This is a genomic window from Telluria sp. ZT3P39 (genome assembly GCF_059685935.1).
The window spans coordinates 55,131-80,338 of sequence record NZ_JCASIH010000006.1 but is presented as its reverse complement, the minus strand read 5'-3'; the positions used below and the strand labels follow the sequence as shown (position 1 = coordinate 80,338).

The 25,208-nt window shown below is 62.6% G+C and carries 32 protein-coding genes and 1 tRNA gene; 22 read left to right on the top strand and 11 right to left on the bottom strand.

What is annotated here, in order from left to right:
- The first annotated feature begins 156 nt into the window (after positions 1-156).
- The 9 genes from AC56LR_RS08530 (at position 157) to AC56LR_RS08490 (ending at position 7,353) form a co-directional block, all read left to right on the top strand.
- Complete coding sequence (locus AC56LR_RS08530; RefSeq protein WP_497129456.1) at positions 157-360, top strand: hypothetical protein; 204 nt, start codon at positions 157-159, stop codon at positions 358-360.
- Positions 361-365: 5 nt separating this feature from the next.
- Positions 366-1,223: a hypothetical protein gene (locus tag AC56LR_RS08525; protein WP_497129454.1), complete on the top strand. Its 858-nt coding sequence runs from the start codon at positions 366-368 to the stop codon at positions 1,221-1,223.
- A 27-nt stretch (positions 1,224-1,250) separates the two neighbouring features.
- Positions 1,251-4,583, top strand: a complete 3,333-nt coding sequence (locus AC56LR_RS08520) for a coiled-coil domain-containing protein (protein WP_497129452.1) — start codon at positions 1,251-1,253, stop codon at positions 4,581-4,583.
- 235 nt (positions 4,584-4,818) lie between these two features.
- Positions 4,819-5,142 carry a hypothetical protein gene (locus tag AC56LR_RS08515; RefSeq protein WP_497129450.1) on the top strand — a complete coding sequence of 108 codons (324 nt, stop codon included), beginning with the start codon at positions 4,819-4,821 and terminating at the stop codon, positions 5,140-5,142.
- Positions 5,111-5,584 carry a DUF2335 domain-containing protein gene (locus AC56LR_RS08510; RefSeq protein ID WP_497129448.1) on the top strand — a complete coding sequence of 158 codons (474 nt, stop codon included), beginning with the start codon at positions 5,111-5,113 and terminating at the stop codon, positions 5,582-5,584. The genes AC56LR_RS08515 and AC56LR_RS08510 overlap by 32 nt, the downstream gene beginning before the upstream one ends.
- Before the next feature lie 141 nt (positions 5,585-5,725).
- Positions 5,726-6,379 carry a hypothetical protein gene (locus AC56LR_RS08505; RefSeq protein ID WP_497129446.1) on the top strand — a complete coding sequence of 218 codons (654 nt, stop codon included), beginning with the start codon at positions 5,726-5,728 and terminating at the stop codon, positions 6,377-6,379.
- Between the two features lie 274 nt (positions 6,380-6,653).
- Positions 6,654-6,854 (top strand): hypothetical protein, encoded by a 201-nt coding sequence (locus AC56LR_RS08500; RefSeq protein WP_497129444.1) that lies wholly within the window; start codon positions 6,654-6,656, stop codon positions 6,852-6,854.
- On the top strand, positions 6,851-7,180 hold the full coding sequence (locus tag AC56LR_RS08495; RefSeq protein ID WP_497129442.1) for a hypothetical protein: 330 nt from the start codon (positions 6,851-6,853) through the stop codon (positions 7,178-7,180). Before AC56LR_RS08500 ends, AC56LR_RS08495 begins: the two co-directional genes overlap by 4 nt.
- The gene (locus AC56LR_RS08490) at positions 7,177-7,353 is read left to right on the top strand and encodes a hypothetical protein (RefSeq protein WP_497129440.1); all 177 of its coding nucleotides are present in this window, start codon (positions 7,177-7,179) and stop codon (positions 7,351-7,353) included. The genes AC56LR_RS08495 and AC56LR_RS08490 overlap by 4 nt, the downstream gene beginning before the upstream one ends.
- A gap of 100 nt (positions 7,354-7,453) precedes the next feature.
- Here AC56LR_RS08490 and AC56LR_RS08485 read toward each other — a convergent pair.
- From AC56LR_RS08485 to petA, 6 genes are all read right to left on the bottom strand, one after another.
- A tRNA-Thr gene (locus AC56LR_RS08485) sits at positions 7,454-7,529 on the bottom strand.
- 26 nt (positions 7,530-7,555) lie between these two features.
- Positions 7,556-8,041 (bottom strand): ClpXP protease specificity-enhancing factor, encoded by a 486-nt coding sequence (locus AC56LR_RS08480; RefSeq protein WP_497129438.1) that lies wholly within the window; start codon positions 8,039-8,041, stop codon positions 7,556-7,558.
- Positions 8,042-8,178: 137 nt separating this feature from the next.
- The gene (locus tag AC56LR_RS08475) at positions 8,179-8,790 is read right to left on the bottom strand and encodes a glutathione S-transferase N-terminal domain-containing protein (protein ID WP_171085447.1); all 612 of its coding nucleotides are present in this window, start codon (positions 8,788-8,790) and stop codon (positions 8,179-8,181) included.
- A 99-nt stretch (positions 8,791-8,889) separates the two neighbouring features.
- Positions 8,890-9,654, bottom strand: a complete 765-nt coding sequence (locus tag AC56LR_RS08470; RefSeq protein WP_497129436.1) for a cytochrome c1 — start codon at positions 9,652-9,654, stop codon at positions 8,890-8,892.
- Between the two features lie 28 nt (positions 9,655-9,682).
- Positions 9,683-11,098, bottom strand: a complete 1,416-nt coding sequence (locus tag AC56LR_RS08465) for a cytochrome b (protein ID WP_497129434.1) — start codon at positions 11,096-11,098, stop codon at positions 9,683-9,685.
- A 1-nt stretch (position 11,099) separates the two neighbouring features.
- Positions 11,100-11,714, bottom strand: a complete 615-nt coding sequence (gene petA / locus AC56LR_RS08460; protein WP_497129432.1) for a ubiquinol-cytochrome c reductase iron-sulfur subunit — start codon at positions 11,712-11,714, stop codon at positions 11,100-11,102.
- Positions 11,715-11,940: 226 nt separating this feature from the next.
- Between petA and mscL the strand changes: the two genes are divergently transcribed.
- From mscL to AC56LR_RS08440, 4 genes are read left to right on the top strand one after another with little or no spacing between them, the layout of a single operon-like run.
- Positions 11,941-12,348 (top strand): large conductance mechanosensitive channel protein MscL, encoded by a 408-nt coding sequence (mscL, locus tag AC56LR_RS08455; protein WP_497129430.1) that lies wholly within the window; start codon positions 11,941-11,943, stop codon positions 12,346-12,348.
- Positions 12,345-13,544 (top strand): Do family serine endopeptidase, encoded by a 1,200-nt coding sequence (locus AC56LR_RS08450; protein WP_497129428.1) that lies wholly within the window; start codon positions 12,345-12,347, stop codon positions 13,542-13,544. Before mscL ends, AC56LR_RS08450 begins: the two co-directional genes overlap by 4 nt.
- Positions 13,545-13,565: 21 nt before the next feature.
- Positions 13,566-14,258 (top strand): DUF2461 domain-containing protein, encoded by a 693-nt coding sequence (locus AC56LR_RS08445; protein ID WP_497129426.1) that lies wholly within the window; start codon positions 13,566-13,568, stop codon positions 14,256-14,258.
- Between the two features lie 27 nt (positions 14,259-14,285).
- Positions 14,286-14,633 (top strand): cupin domain-containing protein, encoded by a 348-nt coding sequence (locus AC56LR_RS08440; protein ID WP_497129424.1) that lies wholly within the window; start codon positions 14,286-14,288, stop codon positions 14,631-14,633.
- Positions 14,634-14,668: 35 nt separating this feature from the next.
- On the opposite strand, the gene AC56LR_RS08435 is transcribed toward AC56LR_RS08440, so the two are convergent.
- From AC56LR_RS08435 to AC56LR_RS08415, 5 genes are all read right to left on the bottom strand, one after another.
- Positions 14,669-15,700, bottom strand: coding sequence for an NAD(P)H-dependent glycerol-3-phosphate dehydrogenase (locus AC56LR_RS08435; protein WP_497129422.1), 1,032 nt, complete (start codon positions 15,698-15,700; stop codon positions 14,669-14,671).
- A gap of 19 nt (positions 15,701-15,719) precedes the next feature.
- On the bottom strand, positions 15,720-16,160 hold the full coding sequence (locus tag AC56LR_RS08430; protein ID WP_497129420.1) for an SH3 domain-containing protein: 441 nt from the start codon (positions 16,158-16,160) through the stop codon (positions 15,720-15,722).
- Positions 16,161-16,265: 105 nt separating this feature from the next.
- A complete protein-coding gene (gene secB / locus AC56LR_RS08425; protein ID WP_489875198.1) occupies positions 16,266-16,724 on the bottom strand; it encodes a protein-export chaperone SecB in 459 nt (152 codons plus the stop codon).
- A 160-nt stretch (positions 16,725-16,884) separates the two neighbouring features.
- Entirely contained in the window at positions 16,885-17,148 is a 264-nt protein-coding gene (grxC, locus tag AC56LR_RS08420; RefSeq protein WP_497129418.1) for a glutaredoxin 3, read from the bottom strand.
- Positions 17,149-17,174: 26 nt separating this feature from the next.
- Positions 17,175-17,576 carry a rhodanese-like domain-containing protein gene (locus tag AC56LR_RS08415; protein WP_497129416.1) on the bottom strand — a complete coding sequence of 134 codons (402 nt, stop codon included), beginning with the start codon at positions 17,574-17,576 and terminating at the stop codon, positions 17,175-17,177.
- An 85-nt stretch (positions 17,577-17,661) separates the two neighbouring features.
- Between AC56LR_RS08415 and gpmA the strand changes: the two genes are divergently transcribed.
- The 9 genes from gpmA (at position 17,662) to gspK (ending at position 25,199) form a co-directional block, all read left to right on the top strand.
- Positions 17,662-18,408, top strand: a complete 747-nt coding sequence (gene gpmA / locus AC56LR_RS08410; protein WP_497129414.1) for a 2,3-diphosphoglycerate-dependent phosphoglycerate mutase — start codon at positions 17,662-17,664, stop codon at positions 18,406-18,408.
- A gap of 18 nt (positions 18,409-18,426) precedes the next feature.
- A complete protein-coding gene (locus tag AC56LR_RS08405; RefSeq protein ID WP_497129708.1) occupies positions 18,427-19,839 on the top strand; it encodes a murein hydrolase activator EnvC family protein in 1,413 nt (470 codons plus the stop codon).
- A 10-nt stretch (positions 19,840-19,849) separates the two neighbouring features.
- Positions 19,850-21,331 carry a S41 family peptidase gene (locus AC56LR_RS08400; protein WP_497129412.1) on the top strand — a complete coding sequence of 494 codons (1,482 nt, stop codon included), beginning with the start codon at positions 19,850-19,852 and terminating at the stop codon, positions 21,329-21,331.
- A gap of 15 nt (positions 21,332-21,346) precedes the next feature.
- Complete coding sequence (locus tag AC56LR_RS08395; protein ID WP_497129410.1) at positions 21,347-22,105, top strand: HesA/MoeB/ThiF family protein; 759 nt, start codon at positions 21,347-21,349, stop codon at positions 22,103-22,105.
- 128 nt (positions 22,106-22,233) lie between these two features.
- Positions 22,234-22,677 (top strand): type II secretion system major pseudopilin GspG, encoded by a 444-nt coding sequence (gene gspG / locus AC56LR_RS08390; RefSeq protein ID WP_497129408.1) that lies wholly within the window; start codon positions 22,234-22,236, stop codon positions 22,675-22,677.
- Between the two features lie 8 nt (positions 22,678-22,685).
- Positions 22,686-23,165: a GspH/FimT family pseudopilin gene (locus tag AC56LR_RS08385; protein WP_497129406.1), complete on the top strand. Its 480-nt coding sequence runs from the start codon at positions 22,686-22,688 to the stop codon at positions 23,163-23,165.
- An 8-nt stretch (positions 23,166-23,173) separates the two neighbouring features.
- Complete coding sequence (gene gspI / locus AC56LR_RS08380) at positions 23,174-23,569, top strand: type II secretion system minor pseudopilin GspI (protein ID WP_497129405.1); 396 nt, start codon at positions 23,174-23,176, stop codon at positions 23,567-23,569.
- A complete protein-coding gene (locus AC56LR_RS08375) occupies positions 23,566-24,204 on the top strand; it encodes a PulJ/GspJ family protein (RefSeq protein WP_497129403.1) in 639 nt (212 codons plus the stop codon). The genes gspI and AC56LR_RS08375 overlap by 4 nt, the downstream gene beginning before the upstream one ends.
- Before the next feature lie 11 nt (positions 24,205-24,215).
- The gene (gene gspK, locus AC56LR_RS08370) at positions 24,216-25,199 is read left to right on the top strand and encodes a type II secretion system minor pseudopilin GspK (RefSeq protein ID WP_497129401.1); all 984 of its coding nucleotides are present in this window, start codon (positions 24,216-24,218) and stop codon (positions 25,197-25,199) included.
- Positions 25,200-25,208 lie beyond the last annotated feature (9 nt).

Below are 25,208 nucleotides of genomic sequence, written 5' to 3'. Positions count from 1 at the left end.
TGCCTACGTCACGAAGATGCGCGCCGCGGCTGCCCAGGCCAAGAGGTCGGCCGCCCAACCAAAGAGCCCGGGCCCTCTGAGCCAGTCCGCCAAAAACCGCGCCACCCTAGCCGAGGCACTCGCCGCGCCGAAGCTCTAACCACGAAAGAAACTGCCATGACCAATACCATCGATACCGTTACCGATCTGAATCAGGACGCCGTGAAAGTACGTCTGCTGCGCGGCGACTCGCCGTTCGGCGAAGTGAACGACGTTGTCTTCATCGACAAGAAGCTGGTGGACGGCTACACCAAGGGCGGCCTGGTCGACGCGAGCCCTGGGGCCGTCGCATACGCCGAATCGCTGAAGAATAAGGAGTAACGAGCATGCCAAAGACGACTGCACAAAACCGCGCCACCCTGGCGAACCTCAACTCCGACCTCGCCGGGAGTCCGCACATGGAGCGGCGCGCCGGGCCGGCACCTACGGCGCTGCAGCCGCAAGCCAAGCCTAACGCCACTCTTACCGAAGTTATGCTGCGCGCCTATATGGGCCCAAAAGGCGGCCTCAGGCCCGAAAATTTCGCGCCCCCACGGCCGCAGGCAAAGCCGATCACCCTCGATTATCCTCATATCCAGTCGCAGCCGGAGTATGCGGCCGAAGCCGGGAAGCTCAACAACTTCGCCCGCGAGCTGGATGCGGCAACAGCGAAACTCGCCACCCTTCATGAGCAGCTCAAGCCGAAACAGATCTACGATGCAGACGTCGAAATCGATCGCATTGCCAAAGCCGAGGCTCTGCTTGCCGGGGAGTCCTCGCCGGATGGTCGTGAAGATCTGCTCGCCGAGATCGGTAGAGCCAATAAGCTGATCGAGACACTCCGGATCGCAATGGATGCGCAGAGCAACGTAGTGCGACGCATTACGTGGGACTTGAGTCAGGCAGCCGGTCGCCGGTACGCAAACGAACACAAGGATCACGTTAAACGAATCATGGCCGCAGTGGCCGAGCTGTACGCTGTAAATCAGGCGGAATGGGAGTTTCGTCACGATCTGGAGCGCTTGGGGTACACCGGGGGGGCGCTGCCGGCTATGTGGCTCCAGTCCGTGGAAGACCACACAGATATGAACGGGAACCTCACCTACTACTGGTTCAAAGAGGCGGAGAAGTATGTGAAGACGGATGCCGAGGTTGCCGCCGGAGTGCGCAAAAGCCGCCTGGCAGCCGCACTGAACCGGGACTGATCAACCCACAACCGATAGGATAGTCCCATGCCATTACTCCAAATCGACATCGAGGCCCGATACGCCCAGTTCCGCGATGCCATGAACCGCATCGAACGCCAGACGCAGCAGTCGGCGTCCAACATGAGCCGGGCCTTTAGCGGTGTGAAGACAACGCTAGCAGGCCTCGGCGTCACCGCGACCGCCGGCGCGCTGACGTCGATCGTAAAGAACGCAATCGATGCAGCCGACACGCTCAACGACCTCTCAAAGCAAACGGGCGTAGCGATTGAGACGCTCGGTGGCCTTGGCTTTGCCGCGGGCCAGGCCGGCGGCAGTTTGGACAGCATTGCCGGCGCCGCCGGGAAGCTGAATAAAGCGATCGCCGGTGCTGCCGGTGGTAATAAGGAGTTTGCTGAGGCTTTCAAGAAGATGGGCATCGACATCGAGGGTGCCGAGGGTAAATTGAAAACCGCCGACCAGGTGCTGATCGAGCTGGCCGATAAATTCGCCACTTATGCTGACGGCCCCGAAAAGGTCGCGATCGCCCAGCGCCTTCTCGGCGAGTCCGGCGCCGAGATGATCGGCTTCCTGAATGATGGCGGTCAGGCCATTCAGGAAAACATCGACTTTTACCAGCGGTTCGCCGGCGTCACGCAGGAGACTGCAGACCGGGCGGATGCCTTCAACGACTCCCTCGGCAAACTAAGCGCGCTATCAAGCGGCTTCGGGCAAAGGCTAGCAGCGGAACTGCTACCGACCATGGAGGGTATTGCTAATGCGCTGGTCGAGGCAAGGGAGAACGGTGACGAGTTCAACAACTGGGCGGAGCGTGCGGCCAGCGTGATCAACGGGCTCGCCTACGTCTCGGTAGGCGGAGTACAGGGACTGGAAGAGATTGCAAACTTAGCCGGACTCGCTGCCGATGCAATGCAGGCTCTCGCCAGCGGCAAGCCGTCCGAGATTGCAGAGGCATGGCGCGCCTATGGGGAAGCGAGGCAAGATTCAGCCAATGACGCTCATGCTGGCTTCCAAGCCCTCAAAAATCCGTCCCTTCCCGATCCGACTGAGCCTATCGTTGCGAAGTATGACAAGCAGATCGCAGAGGAGTGGAGTCTGTTCAACGACCGCAATCGCGCCCTGAAAAAGCTCCGTGACGAGGACCAGATCTCGGAGAAGGAATACCAGGTCAAGAAGTTGGCGGCACACCGAGACGCAGTGGAGGAAACCCGGAAGCTGATCGACTCGCAGATCTCTACCCTGACCGACAAAAAGCTGAACGCCAAGACGCCACAGGAGGCGGCCAACCTCCAGGCGCGCATCGATGCGAAGCACAAGGAGAAGTTCTTTGCTGGCGAGGGCAAGCGGCCAGCCCCGATCCTTTCGAGCGGCAGCAAGGGAAAACCCCGAGTGGCTTCGGTCGATGATCTAGAGACCAGAGCCGCCGATGCCAAAAACCGCAGTCTAGAGAGCTTGTCCGAACGCGAGCGCGAGATCCTGGCCGATCGCAACGAGTTCCTGGCGGCTTACTATCAGGAGGACCTGATCTCGATCAAGGATTACTATGCCGGCCGCCGGACTGCCCAGGATGAGGCTCTGCGCGCCCAGGAAGCGAACATCAACCAGGAGATCGCCAATCTCGAGGCATTGAAGCCAAAGGACGCGCGCGGCCGCGCCGAGGTCGACGGCAAGATCGAAGCACTGATCGAGCGGCGTTCGCAACTTCAAGAGGCCGCCGGCAAGGCCGCGATCCAGCTTTCCATCGACGAGACGCGCGCCGCCAAGGCCTTCCAGGAAACCCTCGCAGGGATCAACGCGGAGCTGCTCGAGCAACAGGGGCTTTTGCCACAGGCCGCCGGCGCCCGCTTCGATATGAGTAACGAGCGACTCAAGACACGCCTGACGACAGAGCGCGACGCAGCGACGACTGGAGGCGATGCTGCCACGGCTGCTGCTCGCAGCGCGGATCTCGATAAGCTAGCCAGGCTGCGCGCGCTGGCGGTCGCACGAGCGGAGCTAAACAGCCTCGAGGAAGTCGCGACTCAGGTTCAATTCAAGCTCACAGCAGCAACCGTGCGAGCCGAGATCGGCGCCAAGAACGGGGCCACCTCCGAGATAGAAAGCCTGCGCGCCGTCAGTGACGCACGCCTGCAAGCGGTAGCTGACCTGCAGCAGGTCGCCACGGCGCTCGATAAAGTGGCCCGGTCAACGGGCGACGCTCGCATGCTGGAGCAGGCCAAGGGCTTGCAGCTCGAAGTCGAAGAGCTCGCAGCATCTGCCGACCTCGTACGGGAACGCTTCGAGGATGCCTTTACCGGCCCATTCGAATCTGCCCTAGAGAAGATGATCAGCGGGACGGCGTCTTTCAAGGACGTTATCAAGGGCCTCTTCAGTGAAATCGCATCAGAGTTCACCCGCATGGCGGCGCAGGACTTCACGAAGCAATTGCTCGGATCAAAGGGTGCGCTTGGCGGCATGGTGGACTTCACGGCCCGCATGTTCGGCGGTGAGTCCAAGGTGCCAAGCGCCTCAGCCGACGTCGCCAGCGCCCTCTCCGGTACCGCTGACAGCGCAGGTGCAGCAGCGGCAGCAGCCCAAGTAGCCACGCTCGGAGCAGCGGCTACAGGGGCAAGCACTGCGATGGGCGTGCTCACTACGGGAGCGCTTCCCTCCCTGGTGGTGGCGGCAGAAGCAGCGGCGGCAGCTCTGGCGAACGTCGCAGCCTCGGGCGGTTCCAGCTCTGTCTCCGGGCTCGCGAGTCTGTTCAGCTCATCCGGCTCTTCGGACACCATGGACTATGCGGCAGCGGTGGAGGCGACAGGCTGGTTCCGCAACGGCGGCATCTTCGCCGGCGGTGATGTTGTCCCATTCGCCAAGGGTGGCATTCCCGGGATCGTCTCGGCGCCGACCTACTTCCCCATGAAAAACGGCGGCACCGGCCTTATGGGTGAGGCCGGGCCGGAGGCGATCATGCCTCTCGCGCGTGACCCTGGCGGCGAGCTGGCTGTCCGCATGGTCGGCGAGCGTGGCTACGTGACGATGCTGCCGATCACCCGCGATAGCACCGGCCGCATGGCGGTGCGAGCTCCGGCCAAGGCCTTTGCAAATGGCGGAGTCTTCGGGGGCGGGGAGCCGACCAGGCGCACCAGTGTCGCGGGGATCATTGACCAGGCATCGTCCAAGGCCGCGGCCATGCGCGTCGAGACTCTCGCGGTCCCGATCGGGCAGCTTGTCGACCAAGGCGGAGCTGGCACAAAGGGCGGCGACACCCACCTGACTGTGAACGTGACACCGCCGGCCGGGACGTCGCGTGAGAGTGCTTCCCAGTGGGGAGCAGTGGCAGGCCGGCAGATCCAGCGGTCCATGAAGCGGAACACGTAAAGTTCTGAAATCAAATGGCTTGAGTGCGCGAGATGGGCGGGGGAGGGTAAAAGTCCAGAGGGTAACCCCCTCCAGACCGCATCCTCCCCCACGCACAGAAAATTTTCCCCTTGTGAAATTAAATCAAATTCAGAAAATGGTCAAAGCAACCCAATTTTCATAGGGAAAAGAGGGGAAAAAAGCCATTTGTTTTCATGTTAAATCGATGAGCTTTTGTTAAAGCCGATACCCTGACATGACGCCGATCAACGTCGCACGTTATTTCCTTCAGGAAACCGAGCGAACATTTTCTCACTGGTGTATAGTCCCTCCCATGTTCATCATTGACTTCAACAGCGACGAGCGCAAGGCCTTCCGTCATGGCTTCCTTAAGGGCCTGGCCGCTCCAGTGATGCTCTACCATTCAGAACCGGCGCCGAAGTGCGTCCGGGTAGAATACGTATGGCCTGAGTACTGCAAATCACCCAAAGAGGCGATGACCAAAGATTGGCGACAATTAGGTCACGACCTAACTATCGCAATCGAGCATGAATCGTCCAAAACAAAAATCTCCCGTTAGAAGACCTGAAATTCTTGACGCTGAGCCGGTGCCTCAGCCTCGTCACGTGATTGAGCGTCGAACATTTGAAGGGCCAGTTCCCCACCCTGAAATCATGCGTGGCTATGAGGAGTTGGTGCCGGGTACAGCTGCTCGCATGTTCGCTCACGCCGAGGAAGAGGCCAAGCATAGGCGTGACTTGGAGCGCATGACGACTGAGGCGAACATCAGCGCCCAGCAGACTGCCCTGGCAATCGAAGGGAAAAAGACGGACGCCATCATGACCAGCGACCTAGTCGGCCAGATCGCAGGAGTCGTGGTTTCTCTAGCGTGCGTCAGCGGCGCGATCTATCTCGCCATGAATGGTCATTACTTAGTAGCAGCCGCTTTAGCAGCAATTCCTTCAGCGGCAGTAATCCAAGCATTCGTCACGCGCAAGGCGCCCGCCAGGCCAGCAAAGTAACGCACATTTATCCGATGCAAAGCCCCGTTAGCCGGGGCTTTTTTACGTCCGCGCGCGCCTGCAATCCTGAGTAGCCTCACCTCTACGCCACGATGAACACACCTACCTTCACTCTCGAATATCTTCAGCCTATACTGAAGCATGCTAATCGATGACCTCTACTTCTACTTGGAGATCGACGGAGGCGAGTGCGCCTTGGATACCGGCGAGCCATCGGACTACCTCTACTCGACTCGCGGAAGAATCGTTGCCCAGGATGCGAACGAGCGGACAACTGAGGCCGGTCGCTTTCACCTCTACTATCTCGACGTCGGTGCTGCCCTAAACGCAGGCAGAGACCTCTTCGACATCTTTGATTCTGATTCCTCGACGGTGGACTACTTCGAAACTATTTTCGATCCTGAAACCCTCGAAGTATCGGTCAAGCTTGAGAAACTGTTCAAGGACAATGCTGGCTGGGGCAATGTCTTGATTTTGAACCGGTTGGAGCTGCTTCCTGAGCACCGGCAAAGAAGCCTGGGGCTCATCGTCATGCGCAGGCTCATCGAGAGGTTTGGCGCCGGAGCCTTCGTCGTAGCGATCAAGCCTTTCCCCCTGCAATGCGAATGCTCAAGCGGTGAAGATAGCGAATGGCGATCCCAGCTCCAGCTGGCCGCTCTTGGAAAAAACGAGCAGCGCGCAACAAAGAAATTGCGTGACTACTATGCCACGCTAGGGTTTAAAGCGATGAGAGGGACGCCCTTCATGTTCCTGATGACCGATGACCAACTACCGACACTAGACCTTAAGAGATAGCTCACACGCTTGCTATTCGCTTGACGAAGAAATCTCCCTGCCGTAGTCTGAATACGTCCCCGAGAAAAAGGGGAACGAGTTTGGCGACTCGAATCACTTAAGGCGGACAACCGCCGCATGGCGGTATTTTTTTGTCCATGCCATTGCATCTCCTATGAGCGGCGGTGGTGGGGATACCTTCGGGTATGCCGGCTGCCTTAAGTGCCGGTTCGCCAACCTCGCCACTTGCCGCTCTCCCACCAGGGCGCGACCACAACCGACGAGGAGAATCGATATGCTTAGCATCAGTCCGCTCGTACATCCCCACCCCGAACAAATCCACCGCCTTGCCGGAATTGCCGACACTGTTGGAGCAGTGCTTGGCGCCTTCCAGCTGCTGCCGTCGCGTGAGCGCATCGCAATGCTTGCGGTATGTGTCGGCCTGGCTGACGATCTTGCCTCCGCACTCGCGGCCATCGCCAGGGAGGCCGTATGAAGAACGACATCGCACAAGCCCTTCTCCATCCTTCCGATGCTGCGCACAAGTCATTTAGCTACATAGCTGACGACGTCGAACGAGCTGGCCTGACTGAGTTTGTCGAACTGACTCTCGACATATCCGCGGGTGTCGCAGCCTGCCTGGACTTGGTTTCCTCAAGCACGATCGCCCGGGAATGTGGAGAGATGCCGACAATTAACCCTACCATATCGGTCAATCTTCTTCGTCTCTCCATGGCAGCGAGCCGACTCCTGCAGGAGGAGGCCCTTCGAAGTGCTGAGTTTCTGAATGAGTACAAGCGCGTGAATAGAGGTGGAGCATGAGCACGCAAGAAAATGGCAGCGGCGACAAGCCTAACCCCCTCGAGGCTGAATTGCTGCACCACCTGCGTTTGATGACGCCAGAGGCGCGCAAAGACTTGCTTGCCATGTCGGCTTCATACGCTCGACTATTTCCGGTGCGTCCCGCCCTACACTTGGTGCACTCGGCGGGCTGAGTTGGCAGGATACCGCCGCGGACGGGTTACACAGCGGTTACATAGGCTGAAAAAAGCAAAAGCCCAGCCGATGAGGGCTGGGCTAAGTGCTTGATTTTACTGGTGCCGGCTGCCGGTTTCGAACTGGCCACCTGATGATTACAAATCAACTGCTCTACCAAATGAGCTAAGCCGGCGTGATCTTTAGGACAAGAATTATACCTTACTTGATCCGGGTCAGCGTTGGACGCCCGCCCTTCTTGGGCGGCTCGTCGTTGTCATCCGGCGACGCTGCCGATTCGAGCGAAGCTTCCGCCTGCTGCCTGTCCGGCACCGCCGACAAGGCTGGCGCAGAGGCTTCTTCGCTACTGTCCGAAGACACCGACTCGGAAGCCGTCGCACCTACTTCAAACGCCATCCCCTGGCCATTTTCGTTCGCGTAAATCGCCAGCACGTTCTGCACCGGGATATACAGCTCGCGGGACACGCCATTGAAGCGCGCACGGAAGTGAATCGCGTCGTTGTCCATCTTCAGGCCCGAGGTGGCGCCGTAGCTGATGTTCAGGATGATCTCACCCTTGCGCACGTATTCCATCGGCACCGTCGTGGCTGCATCGACCTTGACGGCGAGGTAGGGGGTGAAGCCGCTGTCCGTGCACCATTCGTAGATGGCGCGCAGGAGGTAGGGCTTGGTGGAGATATCTGACATTGGTTCTGGTTGATAACAATACTGTTCGTACACGCAGTTTACTGGATTCGCCTGGGGCGCGTCCGAAACTGGCGTGTACTGGATCGGCGATGCAGGTGACGGACATCAAGCCCGCCACGCCGCATCAATGCGTCGATTTAACGGCGCATGACTTTCTCGGACGGGGTCAGCGCTTCGATGTAGGCCGGACGCGAGAAGATGCGTTCGGCGTATTTCATCAGCGGGGCCGCGGTCTTCGACAGCTCGATGCCGTAGTGGTCCAGGCGCCAGAGCAGCGGGGCGATCGCGACGTCGAGCATCGAGAATTCGTCACCCAGCATGTACTTGTTCTTCAGGAACAGCGGGGCCAGCGTGGTCAGGCGGTCGCGGATTTCGGTGCGGGCCTTGTCGTGGCTCTTGTCGTTCGTCTTGTTGCGCTCGCTTTCCAGCACGTGCACATGGACGAACAGCTCTTTTTCGAAGTTGAACAGCATCAGGCGGGCACGGGCGCGCATGAGCGGGTCGGCCGGCATCAGTTGCGGATGCGGGAAGCGCTCGTCGATGTACTCGTTGATGATGTTCGATTCGTACAGGATCAGTTCGCGCTCGACCAGGATCGGTACCTGGCCGTACGGGTTCATGGTCGAAATGTCTTCCGGCTTGTTGAACAGGTCGACGTCGCGCACCTCGAAGTCCATGCCCTTTTCGAACAGGACCAGGCGGCAGCGTTGGGAGAACGGGCACGTGGTGCCGGAGTAGAGAACCATCATGGTTTATAGTTCCTTAAGAAACAAAGGGGTGAAGCGCCTAGCGACTCACCCCGAAAAATGATTGCCCGTATTATAGCCAACCGGGCAATGAAAGCGAATTTACTTGACGTCTTTCCAGTACGATTCGTTCAGGCGCCATGCCAGGAAAGCGAAAAGGGACAGGAATAACAACACAATAACGCCCAACTTCTTGCGCGTGTCTTGCGCTGGCTCAGCCATCCAGCTCAGGTAGGCAACCAGGTCAGCCGTTGCGGTGTCGAATTCCTGCTGGCTCATCGTGCCGGGCGTGACCTGCTCGAAGCCCGTGAACTTGTGGATCTTCTTGCCGGCCTCGTGCGGATCGGCCACTTCCTCGAACTTGGCGGTGCGGATGCCCTGCATCTGCCACATGGCGTGCGGCATGGCCACGTTCGGCACGACCATGTTGTTCCAGCCGGTCGGACGGGCGCTGTCGGCGTAGAAAGTGCGCAGGTAGGTGTACAGGTAGTCCGCGCCGCTGCCGGCCGGAGACGATTTCGCGCGGGCGATCACCGACAGATCCGGCGGCACGGCGCCGAACCATGCCTTGGCATCGTCCGGGCGCATGGCCGTCGTCATCATGCCGCCGACCTTGTCTTGCGAAAACAACAGGTTGGCTTTGATTTGGTCTTCCGTCAAACCAAGGTCGCGCAGGCGGTTGTAACGCATGCTCGATGCCGAGTGGCAGTTCAGGCAGTAGTTGACGAACAGCTTGGCGCCGTTCTGCAGCGACGACATGTCGGCCCGCTCGGGCGCGGACTCGAGCGGATAGCCGCCTTCGGAGGCAAAAACCAGTCCTGGCACCAGCGCCAGGACTGCGATCAGTTTCTTCGCAAAAAATTTCATGTGGTGTCCTTGTGCTCTTGTTCTTCGATTAGTGTGGCGTGAAGGTCAGGCGCGTCGGGACCGGCTTGAACCGGCCCATCGTGCTCCACCACGGCATCAACAGGAAGAACGCAAAGTACAGCAGGGTCGCCACTTGCGAGATGATCGTGAAGGTCGCCGTCGGCAGTTGGGTGCCCAGGTAGCCCAGGATCACGAAGATCACGGCGAACAGCAGGAACACGGTCTTGTGCCAGTTCGGGCGGTAGCGGATCGAGCGTGCCGGCGAGTGGTCGAGCCACGGCAGGAAGGCGATGATCACCACCGACGAGCCGAACAGCACCACGCCCCAGAACTTCGCATCCAGCACCTGCGGCAGCATGCCGACGACGATCAGCAGGCCGACCACGGCGATGATGAGCTTGGTGCGGTAAGCCAGGCGCGACTTGAGCCAGATGAACACGACATAGGCGGCCACGGCAGCCATCAGCACGTACATGAAGTCGGCGGTGGTGGCGCGCAGCACCGAGTAGAACGGCGTGAAATACCAGGTCGGGGCGATGTGCGACGGCGTCTTCATCGAATCGGCCGGCAGGAAGTTGTTGTACTCCAGGAAGTAGCCACCCATCTCAGGCGCGAAGAACACGATTGCCGAGAAAATGAGCAGGAACACCGCCACGCCGAAGAAGTCCTTCGCCGAGTAGTACGGGTGCGACATGATGCCGTCCACCGGGTGACCGTCCGGGCCCAGGTTGTCCTTGATCTCGATGCCGTCAGGGTTGTTCGAGCCGACTTCGTGCAGCGCGATCAGGTGGGCGGCAACCAGGCCCAGCAGCACCAGCGGCAGGGCGATGACGTGGAAGGCGAAGAAGCGGTTCAGGGTGGCGTCCGACACGACGTAGTCGCCGCGGATCCACAGCGACAGGTCGGGACCGATCACGGGAATCGCGCCGAACAGGTTGACGATCACCTGCGCGCCCCAGTACGACATCTGGCCCCATGGCAGCAGGTAGCCGAAGAAGGCTTCCGCCATCAGGCACAGGAAGATGGCGAAGCCGAAGATCCAGATCAGCTCGCGTGGCTTGCGGTAGGAACCGTACATCAGGCCGCGCGCCATGTGCAGGTAGACCACGATGAAGAACATCGAGGCGCCGGTCGAGTGCATGTAGCGCACCAGCCAGCCCCACGGGACTTCGCGCATGATGTATTCGACCGAACCGAAGGCCAGGTTGGCGTCCGGCTTGTAGTGCATGGTCAGGAAGATGCCGGTGATGATCTGCAGCACCAGCAGCAGCATCGCCAGCGAGCCGAAGATGTACCAGAAATTGAAGTTCTTCGGGGCGTAGTACTTGCCCCATTGGTCATTCCAGAGCTTGGACAGCGGGAAGCGGTCGTCGACCCAGGCCAGGGCCTTCTGGCCGGCCGGTGCGGTCGCCGGGAGCGTCGTTTCTTTGAATGCGCCTGCCATGTTACGCCTCGCCTTTCTCGTCTTTACCGATCACCATGCGGGTATCGGACAGATACATGTACGGTGGGACATCCATGTTGGTCGGCGCCGGCTTGTTCTTGAACACGCGGGCCGACAGGTCGAAGGTCGAGCCGTGGCAAGGGCAGAGGAAGCCGCCCGGCCAGTTGTCCGGCAGGTTCGGCTGGGCGCCGGATGCCAGGCGCGACGACGGCGAGCAGCCGAGGTGGGAGCAGATACCGACGGTGACCAGCACTTCCTTGTGCTCGGCGCGCGCGCGGTAGGGATTCTTGGCATAGGCCGGTGTCGGCAACTGGTACTCTTTTTCGGAATTCGGATCGGCCAGTTCGCCCGCATTCTTCTCGAGGGTGGCCAACATTTCCGGCGTGCGGCGCAGGATCCACACCGGCTTGCCGCGCCATTCGACAACCTTCATTTCCCCCGGCTTGACGTCCGAGATATCGACCTCGACCGGAGCACCGGCGGCTTTCGCCCGCTCGGACGGCTGGAAGGTACTGACGAGAGCGCCCGCCGTGGATACTCCAACGACGCCACCTGCCGCGCATGTAGCGACGAGCAGCCCGCGTCGGCCTGAATCGACCTGTTTTTCGTTACTCATACCAACCCCACTCCGTGAAAATACGAACCTTAAGAATCTAGTAAAGAGCTTCCAGCAACACAAAATTATATGTGAACGGCAATACCGATTGGAAAAAAATTATCAAGCGGACACAACAAGATTCAAATATGAAGCATTTTTGCGCTCTCAGTAGGCTGTGCATACACGCCCGGTAGCTTACGGTATGATGAACCTCCTTTCCTCAATAATAATGAAAGGGATGGCCATGAGCATGATGGGTGAGTTCAAAACGTTCGTAACACGTGGCAACGTCGTCGATCTTGCCGTCGGCGTGATCATCGGAGGCGCCTTCGGACGCATCGTCGATTCGCTGGTCAAGGACATCATCATGCCGCCGATCGGGGCATTGTTGGGCGGCATGGACTTCGCCAATTATTACGTGCCGTTGAACGGCCAGGGCAGCACCTTGCCGCTCGCCGAGGCGCAGAAAGCCGGCGCCGTGCTCGCTTACGGTAATTTCCTGACCGTCCTCCTGAACTTTATCCTGCTGGCGTTTGTCATCTTCCAGATGGTACGAATCGTGAATCGCATCCGCAAGCCGGCAGAGGTCACCGCGGCAGAGGCCGAGGAAATCCTGCTCCTGCGCGACATCCGTGACTCCCTGAGAAAGTGAAACCCGGCACCCTCCATGAGATCCAGCCAGCCAGGCCGCTAAGGCGGCTCTGGCTGCTGTTCGCGCAAACCGTCACGGTGGCGCTGGCGCTGTATTTCGTGGTGGCTGCCTTGCGGCCCGAATGGCTCGAGCGGGCCCCGACCCAGGTCATGATCGGAAATAACGGCATGCCGGGCAAGGCCGTACCGGTGCTGCAGGGGCCGGCGCTGCCGGCGGGCGGCAGCTACCGCGAGGCGGCCGGGCGCGCCATGCCGGCCGTGGTTAACATTCTCACCAGCAAGGCTTCTCGCGAGACCCATCCACTGCTGAAAGACCCGTTCTTCCGCCGTTTCTTCGGCGACCGCATGCCGCCCGACGAGCAGCTGGCCAGCCTCGGCTCGGGCGTGATCGTCAGCACGGACGGCACTATCCTGACCAATAACCACGTGGTCGAGGGCGCCGACATCATCGAGGTCGGCCTGGCGGACGGGCGCAAGATCCCGGCGCGCATCGTCGGCACCGACCCGGAAACCGACCTGGCCGTGATCCGCATTTCGGCCAGCAATTTACCGGTGATGGTGCTGGGCGACCCGGAACGGGCGCGCGTGGGCGATGTGGTGCTGGCCATCGGCAACCCGTTCGGGGTCGGCCAGACCGTCACCCTGGGCATCATCTCGGCGCTGGGACGCAACAACCTGCATATCAACCACTTCGAGAATTTCATCCAGACCGACGCCGCCATCAACTTCGGCAACTCGGGCGGGGCGCTGGTCGATACCAACGGCCACCTGCTCGGGATTAACTCGGCTATCTATTCGCAAACCGGCGGCTCGGTCGGCATCGGGTTCGCCATCCCCGTCACCACCGCCAAGACCGTGCTCGATTCGATCGTCAAGCACGGCGTGGTGGTGCGCGGCTGGATCGGCATCGAATCCCAGGACATTACGCCCGAGCTGGCCCAGAGCTTCGGCCTGGGCCGCGACAGCGGCGCCATCATCGCCGGCGTGGTGCGCGGCGGCCCGGCCGACCGCGCCGGCATCCAGCCGGGCGATATCCTGCTGGCCGTCGGCAGCAAGACCGTTGCCAATACCAGCGAGATGCTCAACCTCATCGCCCAACTGGAACCGGGCGAAAAGGCGCCCTTGCGTATCATGCGCAAGAACCGCGAGGCAACCCTTGCCGTCACCGTCGGCAAACGCCCGCGCCAGCCCCAGTAATTTTCTTTTTTTGGAACCTGCATGCACCTGCGTGACCTGACGCAATTTTTAAGCGAGCTCAGCGAGAACAACACCCGTCCCTGGTTCATCATGAACAAGCCGCGCTACGACATCCTGCGCGCGGAATTCCTCGATGTCGTCACCGAGCTGATTCGCGAGCTGGGGACCTTCGACAAGCAGGTGGCCGCCTGCGACCCCAAGAAGGCGATGTTCCGCATCCACCGCGACGTGCGCTTCGCCAAGGACAAGCGGCCCTACAAGACCCATTTCTCGGCCGGGATCGCCCCGCTGAACAAACGGCGCCCGAGTGCGGCCGGCGGCCCGACCTATTACTTCCACATCGAGCCCAACGGCACTTTGCTGTTCGGGGCCGGCGAGTACCTGCCGCCGGCGCCGCGCCTGAAGGCGATCCGCGAGCACCTCGTCAACGATGCGACAGGCTTCACGAAAATGTTGAAGAATAAGCATCTCCGGTCCACCTACGGCGACCTGCAGGAAGAAGATAAATTGCAGCGTCCCCCGAAGGGCGTGGACCCCGATCACCCGCTGGTCGAATACCTTAAGCTCAAGAGCTTTTTCGTCTGGGTCGAGGTGCCGCTGCTGCTGAACGCGCCCGAACTGCTGGTGCCGCAACTGGCCAGCGGCATGAAGGACGCGTTCGCGCTGGTCACCTGGCTGCGCGGGGTGCCGGAGAAGCACGAAGAGCCGGAATAACAGAACACATTCATCACGGAGGGCGACATGGCCTTGCAACATGCAGTTTCAGGCGAACGCATCGCCTTGCAGCGCGGCGACGACGACATCGCGCATTTCACCTCGATCGCCCTGATCAAGACCGAGCACATGGAGTTGATCCGGCTGGTGCTGCCGAAAGAAAAGCCCATGCCAGAACACAAGGTTGAAGGGGAAATGACCCTGGTGTGCCTGGAGGGCGAGATCGCGTTCGACGCGCATGGGCGCACCACGATCCTGCAGCCGAACGAGATGGTGTATCTGGCGGGCGGGGAGCCGCATGCGATCCGCGCGATTCAGGATGCAGTGGCCTTGATGACCATCTTGCTGGTGCCGAAGGGGGGAGCGGGGAATTAGGGGGCGAGTACTACTGACGTGACATGCGCATCACGTCAAGCCAGCTCATCCCGCGGATCCCGCGCTATCAGCTGCTGCGCCATCTCCGTCGCATTCACCCCATCGAACAGCACCGCCGCCACCGCCTCGGTGATCGGCATGTCCACGCCCAGCCGGCGGGCCAGCGCGCGCACCGACTTCGCGCAGGGCACGCCTTCCGCCACATGCCCGAGTTCGGCCACGATGGTGTCCAGCTGCTTGCCCTGGGCCAGCGCCAGGCCCACGCGCCGGTTGCGCGACAGGTCGCCCGTGCAGGTCAGGATCAGGTCGCCCATGCCGCTCAGGCCCATGAAGGTGCCCGGCTGTGCGCCCAAGGTCACGCCCAGGCGCGTGATTTCGGCGAGGCCACGGGTGATCAGGGCCGCGCGTGCATTCAGGCCCAGGCCCAGGCCGTCGGCCGCGCCGGTGGCGATCGCCATCACGTTCTTGACGGCGCCGCCCACTTCCACGCCGACCATGTCGTCGCAGGCATAGACGCGCAAATTGTTGCCGTGCGCCGCGGCGACCACGCGTTCGCGCAGCTGGCTCGAGGTCGAGGCCACGCTCAGGGCGCAGGGCAGGCCGCGCGCGACTTCCTGCGCGAACGACGGGCCCGACAGCGCCGCGCCTTCGGCCGTAGCGCCCAGCACTTCGGCCACCACCTGATGCGGCAGCAGGCCGGTGCCGGCTTCGAAACCCTTGCACAGCCAGACCACGTTCGGAATCGCGCGGCCTTTCAGTTGCCCCAGCAGCGGACGCAGGCCGGCCACCGGGCAGGCCAGGATCAGCAGCGGCGCTTCATCCGCGGTGGCATCGGCCACGTGGGCCAGCGCGGCCTCGAAGTCGGCGCCGACGCACAGGCCTGGGGGCAGCGGGTAGCCAGGCAGGTAGTGCAGGTTCTCGCGTGCGGCTTCGGTTTCGGCCATCTGTGCGGGGTTGCGGCCCCACAGCAGCACGTCATGGCGGGCCGCCAGCGCAATGGCCACGGCCGTGCCCCAGGCGCCGGCGCCGAGGACGGTAATCTTGGATGGGTATTTTTGTTCTTGCATTTTTATTGAGCAGGCGACATTACAGGCCCCAGAGGTCGTTCGAGCGCATATAGCCGAGGATGCCGTCGCGATGGCGCACGCGCACCCAGGCGATCGCGCTGGGGTCGACCAGTTCCAGCACCACGCCCTTGTCGGCGGTCATCAGGACGGGCGAGGAGTCGTCGGGCTCGGCGAAGACCTTGGCGCCGGGCGTGCTGACGACGACGTTGCGGCGCGCCACCAGGCCCTTGGCCTCGGTCCAGGCCAGTTCGCCGTTCATGTCGCGCACCTTGACCCAGTCGCCATAGCCGATCACGACCTGCAGCGGCATGCCGCGCGGCGCGATGTAGAGCTTGGCGCCACGGGTAGAAGGGGTGTCGTACAGGATCACGGGAGCCGGGCCGACGCTCTTGAAATCGAAGGCGAACGCAGCCGGTGCCGACAACAGGAGCACGCTGGCAAGGAGACGGGAATGGTTCATGGCGGGCCAGAGATCGGATCGAATCGCGGATCTAAACCGCGGGTAACACCGTGGACGCCGGAAGGCAAGCACGGGCACCGCTAGCGATGCCCGCGAAAGAACGACTTACTGTGCCGGAGCTTCAGCAGCCTGGGCCATTGCTTGCTGGCGCTGCTGGTAGAAAGCTTCGAAGTTGATCTCGGCCAGGTGCACCGGTGGGAAGCCGGCGCGGCTGATCACGTCGGCGATGTTGGCGCGCAGGTAAGGGTAGACGATGTTCGGGCAGCCGATACCCAGCAGCGGGTCCATCTGCTCGGCAGGGATGTTGCGGGCTTCGAAGATGCCGGCCTGCTTGCCTTCGACCAGGAAAGCGACCTTGTCCTTGACCTTGGCGGTGACGGTGATGGTCACGGTCGACTCGTAGATGCCGTCGGCGATGCTGTCGGCGCCGACGTCCAGCGACACTTCGATGGTCGGGGCTTCCTGCTCGAGGAAGATCGCCGGGGAATTCGGTTGCTCCAGCGACATGTCTTTCAGATAGACGCGTTGGATTTGGAAGACTGGTTGCAGGTTTTCGTCAGACATGGAACGCTTTCGTGAAATTTTGGATGGACGGACGCGCCGTCACGGTGCTTTGGTCAAACGCGACGGCAATTGTATCAAAATCAATTTGGATGCAATACCCCCACCGCAGCAGGGTCCGAAGCCCGTCAATCCGGGCTCCATCCAGGTGGGCTCCGGCTTGTCAGGCGCCTTGCAGCAGCGGGTCCAGGCGGCCGGTTTGGTCAAGGGCGTACAGGTCGTCGAAACCGCCGACGTGGGTCTCGCCCACGTAGATCTGCGGGACGGTGCGGCGGCCGGTGCGCTGCATCATGATCTGGCGCTGCTCCGGATCGAGGTCGACACGGATGCGTTCGATCTCGGTCACGCCCTTGGCTTCGAGCAGGCGCTCGGCGCGCACGCAGTACGGGCAGCTTGCGGTGTGGTACAGAACGACGTGTTGGGTCATGATGCTTCCTTCCTGAAAGGCATTGGTTACTTGGTCACCGGCAGGCCAGCCGCGGTCCAGGCCGTCAGGCCGCCTTCGAGCGCATGCGCGTCCTCGAAGCCGGCGGCCGCCAGCAGGCGCACCGCCTTGTCGGCGCGGGCGCCGGTCTGGCAGACGACGATGATGGTGCGGCCCTTGGACTTGTCCAGCTCGCCGATACGATTGGTCAAGTCTGCCAGCGGGATGTTTTTTGCGTCGCGCACATGGCCGGCAGCAAATTCTTCGCTGCTCCTCACGTCCAGCACCACGGTCTTGCCGCGGTTGATCATTTGCGTGGCCTGCAGCGGGGAGGCGCGCTTGCCGCGCGGCGCCATGGCTGGCCAGAGCAGGGCGGCGCCCGAAATGACGGCGATTGCCACGACGAAGATATTATCGAGAATGAAATTCACAAGGCTTCCAATGGTTGAACTGAATCGGCGCATTATAAAATAGATGCTGGACCGGATATCAATCGCACCTTTTAAAGAAGAGCTTATGTACAAAATCGTATTCATGCGTCATGGCGAATCCACCTGGAACCTGGCCAACCGGTTTACCGGCTGGGTCGACGTCGACCTGACCGAAAAAGGCATCGCCGAGGCGAAGAACGCCGGGCGCGCCCTGCGCGACGCCGGTTTCACTTTCGACCTGGCCTATACCTCGGTGCTCAAGCGCGCCATCCGCACCCTGTGGCTGGCGATGGACGAAATGGACATGATGTACCTGCCGGTCAAGAACGACTGGCGCCTGAACGAGCGCCACTACGGCGCCCTGCAGGGCCTGGACAAGGGCGAGACCGCCGCGAAATACGGCGACGAGCAGGTGCTGGTCTGGCGCCGCAGCTACGACACGCCGCCCCCTGGCCTGGACGAAAACGACGAGCGCACCTCGTTCAAGGACCCGCGCTATGCCGGCCTCGACAAATCCCAGATCCCGCTGACCGAATGCCTGAAGGACACCGTGGCGCGCGTGATGCCGTGCTGGAACGAAGAAATCGCCCCGGCCATCCGTGCCGGCAAGAACATCCTGATCTCGGCCCACGGCAACAGCCTGCGCGCCATCATCAAGATGCTGGACAACATCAGCGACACCGACATCGTCGGCCTGAACATCCCGAACGGCCAGCCGCTGGTCTATGAGCTCGATGCCGACCTCAAGCCGATCAAGAGCTATTACCTGGGCGACCAGGAAGCGATCGCCGCCGCGGTGGCGGCCGTGGCCAACCAAGGGAAGGCGAAGTAACACTTGCGTTTGCCATTCATGAAGTCCGCCGGCAGCGCGCTCCTGTGCGCGCTGCTGGCCATCGCGTTCTCCAGCCCCGCTGTCGCCCAACGCCAGACCGACCGCAGCCGCCAGAAGCTGACGGCGGAGAAGCAGCGCGCCGGTATCCAGCAGCGGTTGCAGGCCATCAAGCGCGAGATCGCCCGCACCGAAAGCGAAAAAGAAGACGCCGCCGACGAGCTGGCGGAGTCCGAGGCCGCCATTTCCGACGCCAACCGCGCCCTGCGCGATCTGGCCGAGGAGCAGGACGCCACCAGCACCCGGGTCAACAGCCTGGCGCAGGAGCAGGAGCGGCTGGCGCAAACAATTGTTAATCAAAAGAAACAATTGTCCAAACTGCTGCGCGAGCACTATGTGGCTGGCAACGAAGACCGGATCAAGCTGCTGCTGTCCGGCGACAATCCGAACCGCATCAACCGCGACCTGCAGATGATGGCCTATGTCTCGCAGGCCCAGGCCAAGCTGCTGGGCTCGCTGCGCACCAACCTGGCCCAGGTCGAGGCCAACCGCGACAAGGTCGAGAACGCCCAGCAGGAACTGCAGGAAATCGCCGACGAGCAGCGCGACCAGAAAGCGCTGCTGGAAAAGGAAAAGTCGCGCCGCACCGCGCTGCTGCAGGATTTATCCAGCAAGCTGTCCGACCAGCGCAAGCAGGCCGACCGCCTGCAGCGCGACGAGCAGCGCATGAGCGGCCTGGTCGACCGCCTGACGCGCCTGCTGCGCGAGCAGGCCGAAGCCGAGCAGCGCCGCCAGGTGGCGCTGGCCGCCGCCAAGGCCAAGGCCGAAGCCGAAGAAAAAGCCCGTGCCCTGGCGCGCGCCAAGCTGGCGGCCGAGAAGGCCGAGCGCGAACGCATCGCGCGCCAGAACGCCAAGCCCGGCGCCAAGCCGAAACCGGAGCCGGAACCCGAGCCGCCGAAGGTGGCCGAGCAACCCAAACCCGTCGAGAAACCGACGCCGCCGCCGGCCGAAGTCACGCTGGCCCCGGCCGCGCCTTCCGGCGCCTTCGCCAGCCTGAAAGGCCGCCTGAGCGTGCCGGTCAGCGGCAGCATCGCGGCGCGCTTCGGCGCCCGCCGGGGCGAAGGACCGACCTGGAAAGGCATGTTCATCAAGGCGCCCGAAGGCACCGAGATCCGCGCCGTCGGACCGGGCCGTGTCGTGCACGCCGACTGGATGCGGGGCTTCGGCAACCTGATCATCATCGACCATGGCGGCGAGTACCTGTCGATCTACGGGAACAACTCGGCAATGCTGAAACGCCCGGGCGACATGGTGCGTGCCGGCGAGGCCTTGGCGAGCGCCGGCAACACCGGCGGCAACGAAGAATCGGGGCTATACTTTGAGCTCAGGCATCGCGGCAAGGCCTTCGATCCGGCAAGCTGGATCAAATTCTAGGGGCACATTTATGAGCAGCAAAGCAAAGAACCTTGGCCTGATCGGACTGGGCATGGTGGCCGGCGTCGCCGCCTCCTTCCAGTTCTCGGCCCATGCACAAAAAGACATCAAGTCGCCGCTGCCGCTCGACGAGCTGCGCCAGCTGGCCGATGTCTATGGCCTGATCAAGACCGATTACGTCGAGCCGGTCGAGGACAAGAAGCTCCTGTCCGAAGCCATCGGCGGCATGGTCGCCTCGCTCGACCCGCATTCCACCTACCTCGACCAGAAAGCCTTCCGCGAAATGAAGGAAGCGGTGCAGGGCAAGTTCGTCGGCGTCGGCATCGAAGTGGCCAGCGAAGACGGCTATGTCAAGGTGGTGTCCCCGATCGAAGATTCGCCCGCGCACAAGGCCGGCATCAAGTCGGGCGACCTGATCACCCGCATCGACAACGTCCCGGTGCGCAACATGTCGATCGACGAAGCGATCAAGCGCATGCGCGGCAAGGCCGGCAGCAAGGTCACGCTCACCATCGCCCGCCGCGGCGAAGACCGTCCGTGGGTGCTGCCGGTGGCGCGCCAGGAAATCGTGGTCCAGAGCGTCAAGGCGAAAATGGTCGAGCCGGGCTATGCCTGGCTGCGCGTGAGCCAGTTCCAGGAAAACACCGTCGACGAGCTGGCGAAAAAAGCCAAGGCGCTGTACGCCGAGAACCCGGAGATCAAGGGCCTGGTGCTCGACCTGCGCAACGACCCGGGCGGCCTGCTGCCCGGCGCGATCGGCGTGTCGGCAGCCTTCCTGCCCAAGCAAGATCAATTGATCGTATCCACCAAAGGCCAGCTGCCCGATTCGAACCAGCAGTTCTACGGCCGCCGCGAGCATTATTCCCAGCGCGGCGCCGACCCGCTGGCCAGCCTGCCCGCAGGCCTCAAGACCGTGCCGATGGTGGTGCTGGTCAATGGCGGCTCGGCCTCGGCTTCGGAAATCGTCGCCGGCGCGCTGCAGGACTACCAGCGCGCGATCGTGATGGGCAGCCAGACCTTCGGCAAGGGCTCGGTGCAGACCCTGCGCCAGCTGTCGGCCGACACCGCCGTCAAGCTCACCACGGCGCGCTACTACACGCCGAAGGGGCGCCCGATCCAGGCCACCGGCATCGTGCCCGACATGAAGGTCGACGAGACGCTCGAGGGCGATGCGCTGGCCGTGCTGCGCGTGCGCGAAGCCGATCTGCAGCGCCACCTGCTCAGCGAAGGCGAGCTTGAAAAGACCCCGGCCGCCAAGGATGCGCGGGTTGCATTGGAAGCCCAGCAGCGCGCGATTGCGCAACTGAAGGATCGCAAGCCGCTCGACTACGGCAGCAAGGACGACTTCCAGCTGGCGCAGGCGATCAACCATTTCAAGGGGCAGAAGGTGGTGCTGGCCAAGGCGGATGCGGATGCGGCCAAGCCGGCGGCGCCAAAAGCGCTGCCGGGGGCGGAAACCAAGCCGCCTGAACTGAAGGCGCCGAAGAAGTAGTGTGACGCGCAGTTAATGAACGACACCCAACTCCTGCGCTACTCCCGCCACATCCTGCTCGACGACATCGGCATCGATGGCCAGCAGCGCCTGCTCGACGCACACGCCCTGGTCATCGGCGCCGGCGGCCTCGGTTCTCCCGCGGCTCTCTATTTGGCGTCCGGCGGCATCGGCCGCATCACCCTGGTCGACGACGACGTCGTCGACCTGACCAACCTGCAGCGCCAAGTCATGCACACCACCGCGCGCATCGGCCAGCCGAAAGCCGATTCCGGCCGCGCCGCCCTGTTGGCCATCAACCCCGACATCGAGGTCATCGCGCTGCGCGAACGCGCCGGCGGAGAACGCCTGCAACAACTGGTCCGCAGCGCCACCGTCGTGCTCGACTGCACCGACAACTTCGCCACCCGCCACGCCGTCAACCGCGCCTGCGTGGAGGAGGGCAAACCGCTGGTCTCCGGCGCCGTGATCCGCTTCGATGGCCAGCTCTCGGTCTTCGACACGCGCACCTCAAGCGCCCCCTGCTACGCCTGCCTGTTCCCCGAAGACAGCCACTACGAGGACGCCGCCTGCAGCAGCATGGGTGTGTTCGCGCCGCTGGTGGGCGTGGTCGGCGCCATGCAGGCGGCCGAGGCGATGAAGCTGGTGGCCGGCATCGGCCAGCCGCTGGCAGGGCGCCTGCTGCTGCTCGACGGGCGCGCCATGGAGTGGACCGATATTAAGGTAGCCCGCAATCCATCCTGCCCGGTCTGCGCGGCCCGCCATTCGGCGTAGAATCGGCCACACAATTAAGAAAGGCGGCGCACGGAAAGCTGGCATACAATTGCTAACCCGCAGCGGGCGAGTCCTGCTGACATCGGCTAACCTGTTTCGCTTCAACCGACTTATTGCAAAGATTATCTATGCACATTGATTCGCAACGTAAGCAGCGCCGCGCACGCGGTTTCACCCTGGTCGAGATCATGGTCGTGGTGGTCATCATCGGCATCCTCGGCGCCCTGGTCGTGCCGAAGCTGCTGGGCCGCACCGGCGAGTCGCGCGTGACCGCCGCCAAGGTCGACATCGCCACCATGATGCAGGCCCTCAAGCTCTACAAGCTCGACAACCAGCGCTACCCGAGCACCGAGCAGGGCCTGGTTGCCCTGGTCACCAAGCCGACCTCCGGCCCGGCCGCGAACGGCTGGAAATCCGGCGGCTATCTCGAAAAGCTGCCAAAAGACCCATGGGGTAATGGCTACCAGTACCTGTCGCCAGGCATTCACGGCGAAGTGGACATCTTCTCGCTGGGCGCCGATGGCCAGCCCGGCGGTACCGGCGAGGATGCCGACGTCGGTTCCTGGGAATAAGGTTTTTTATGCGGGCCCATGGCGCCCTGCGCAGGGCAGCCGGCTTCACCCTGGTGGAGCTGTTGGTCGTGATGGTCATCATCGGCATCACGCTGGGACTCGCTTCGCTCAACGCCATCCCGTCGCCGCGCCAGAACCTGCAGCAGGAAGCCCAGCGCATCGCCTTGCTGCTGCAGCTGGCGCGTGACGAAGCCATCGTGCGCAACCGCCAGGTGGCCTTTGAGGCCAATCCCGAACGCTACCGCTTCATCGTGCGCACCGACACCGGCTGGGAGCCGGTCACGCGCGACGATCTGCTGCGCGAACGGATCTTCAAGAGCGGCCCGCTGCGCCTCGTGCTCGAACCCAATTCCGGCGCCAACCCGAACGCCCTGCGCATCGTTTTCGGCCGCGAGCCGGTCGACAAGCCCTTCGTGCTGACCCTGGCCGCCGGCGACGATGCGGTCGCGATCCGTGCCGACGGCGTCGGCCACTTTACGGTGGAGTGAAGCGTCCCATGACCATGCCCCTGCGCCGTCCGTCCGCCGCACCTGGCTTCACCCTGCTCGAAGTGCTGGTGGCGCTGGTCATCGTCGGCACCGCCCTCGGCGCCGGCCTGCGCGCAGTCGGCAGCCTGACTTCGAACAGCGCCGGCCTGCGCTCGTCGATGATGGCGACCTGGTCGGCCGAAAACCGGCTGGTGCAGATCCGCCTGGGCCGCGAATTTCCTCCCGTGGGCAAACGCAATTTTCCCTGTGCCCAGGGCGACCTCCAGCTCATTTGCGAAGAAGAAGTCATCACCAGCCCGAACCCGCAATTGCGCCGGATCGAAGTATCGGTGTTCGACGCCGAACGTCCCGAGCGCCGCATCGTCAAACTGATACAGCTCGTCCTGAGGCCTTCCCGCACATGACTCCAGCTATTCGTTCGGCCACGCGGCGGCGCCGCGCCGGCTTTACCCTTGTCGAGCTGCTGGTGGCGATCAGCATCCTCGCCATCCTGGCCGTGCTCGGCTGGCGCGGGTTGGACGGCATCGTGCGCGCCCGCATCGCGCTCACCGAGAACATGGAAGTCACGCGCGGCATGCAGCTGGCGTTCGCGCAGATGCAGAGCGACGGCGAACACCTGGCCGAACGCGCCATCGTCGGCCGCCGCCCCAACTTGCAATGGGAAGACAACCGGCTCACGCTGGTGCGCAAGGTCTACAACGAGAACGAGCCCTCGCAGCTGGCCGTGGTGTCCTACCGCATCGTCAACGGCGCCCTGGTGCGGCGCGAATCGCGCGGCACGCGCGACCTGTCCCAGCTCGACGCGCTGTGGCAGGCCGCCGCCAGCGATGCGCCTTCCGAATCGGCGCCGCCGGTCACGCTGCAGACCGGCCTGGCCGCGATGCAGGTCCAGTCCTGGCAGAACAATGCCTGGCACAAGGAGCCGGTGCCGGTGACCGAAGGCGCCCAGCTCGAGGACGCGCGCGGCATCCAGGTCGCGCTCACTTCGCAGGGGCTGGCCGGGCCGATGGTCAAGTACTTCCTGCTCGGGGGCACCTGATGGCGCGCCCGATGCCTCCTTCGCTGCGCCAGCGCGGCGTCGCCGTGGTCACCGCCTTGCTGCTGACCACGCTGGCCATCTCGATCGTCGCCAGCCTGTTCTGGCAGCAGCAGGTGCAAGTGCGCTCGATGGAAAACCAGCGCCTGCAACTGCAGACCCAGTGGATCCTGCGCGGCGCGCTCGACTGGGCCAGCCTGGTGCTGCGCCAGGACAGCTATACCTCCACCTACACCTCGCTCGACCAGGTCTGGGCCACGCCGCTGGCCGAAACCCGGCTCGACCAGTACATCGAACGCGAACGGGTCGAAGGAGAGAGCTTCGATGCCTCGCTGTCGGGTAATATCGTTGATGCCACGTCGCGTTACAATCTGGCCAACCTGGCGCAGAACCGGCAGCGCGTGAAGGCGCAGGAAGATATTTTCAAGCGGCTGCTGACGCAATTGCGCCTGGATGCGCGGCTGGCCGAGCGTATCGGGATTTTTGTTGCACAGGGGCAGCAGGTGCCAATGCAAGACCAGCCGCCGCCAACGCCGGAGACGGGCACGCCGCTGGTGGTGCCGCCGGCCAGCGGCGTGCCGATCCCGGTGCTGCAGGTGGACGACCTGCTCGCGGTGCAGGGCGTCACGCCGGAAGTGCTGGCAACGCTGCGGCCCTATCTGATCGTGCTGCCGTCGGCGCCGACGTCGCTGAACGTGAATACGGTGCCTGCCGAGCTGCTGGCGGCGCTGGTGCCGAACATGTCGCTATCCGAGGCCAACAGGCTGGTCGAGGGCCGCAAGCGACTACCCTGGAACCAGCTGGCGCTGTTCAAGTCGCAGGTCAAGCTCGCGGAGGACTTGCCGGACGAGCTTGCCAGCGTAAAAAGTAACTGGTTCCTGGTGCAGAGCCGGATCCGCCTGGATCGCGCCGCCCTGAACGCCGAGTCGCTCATCGAGCGCAAAGAAGGCGTGATCGGCGGCGGCGGCACCAATGTAATCTGGACCCGCCAAAACTAGAAGAAAGCG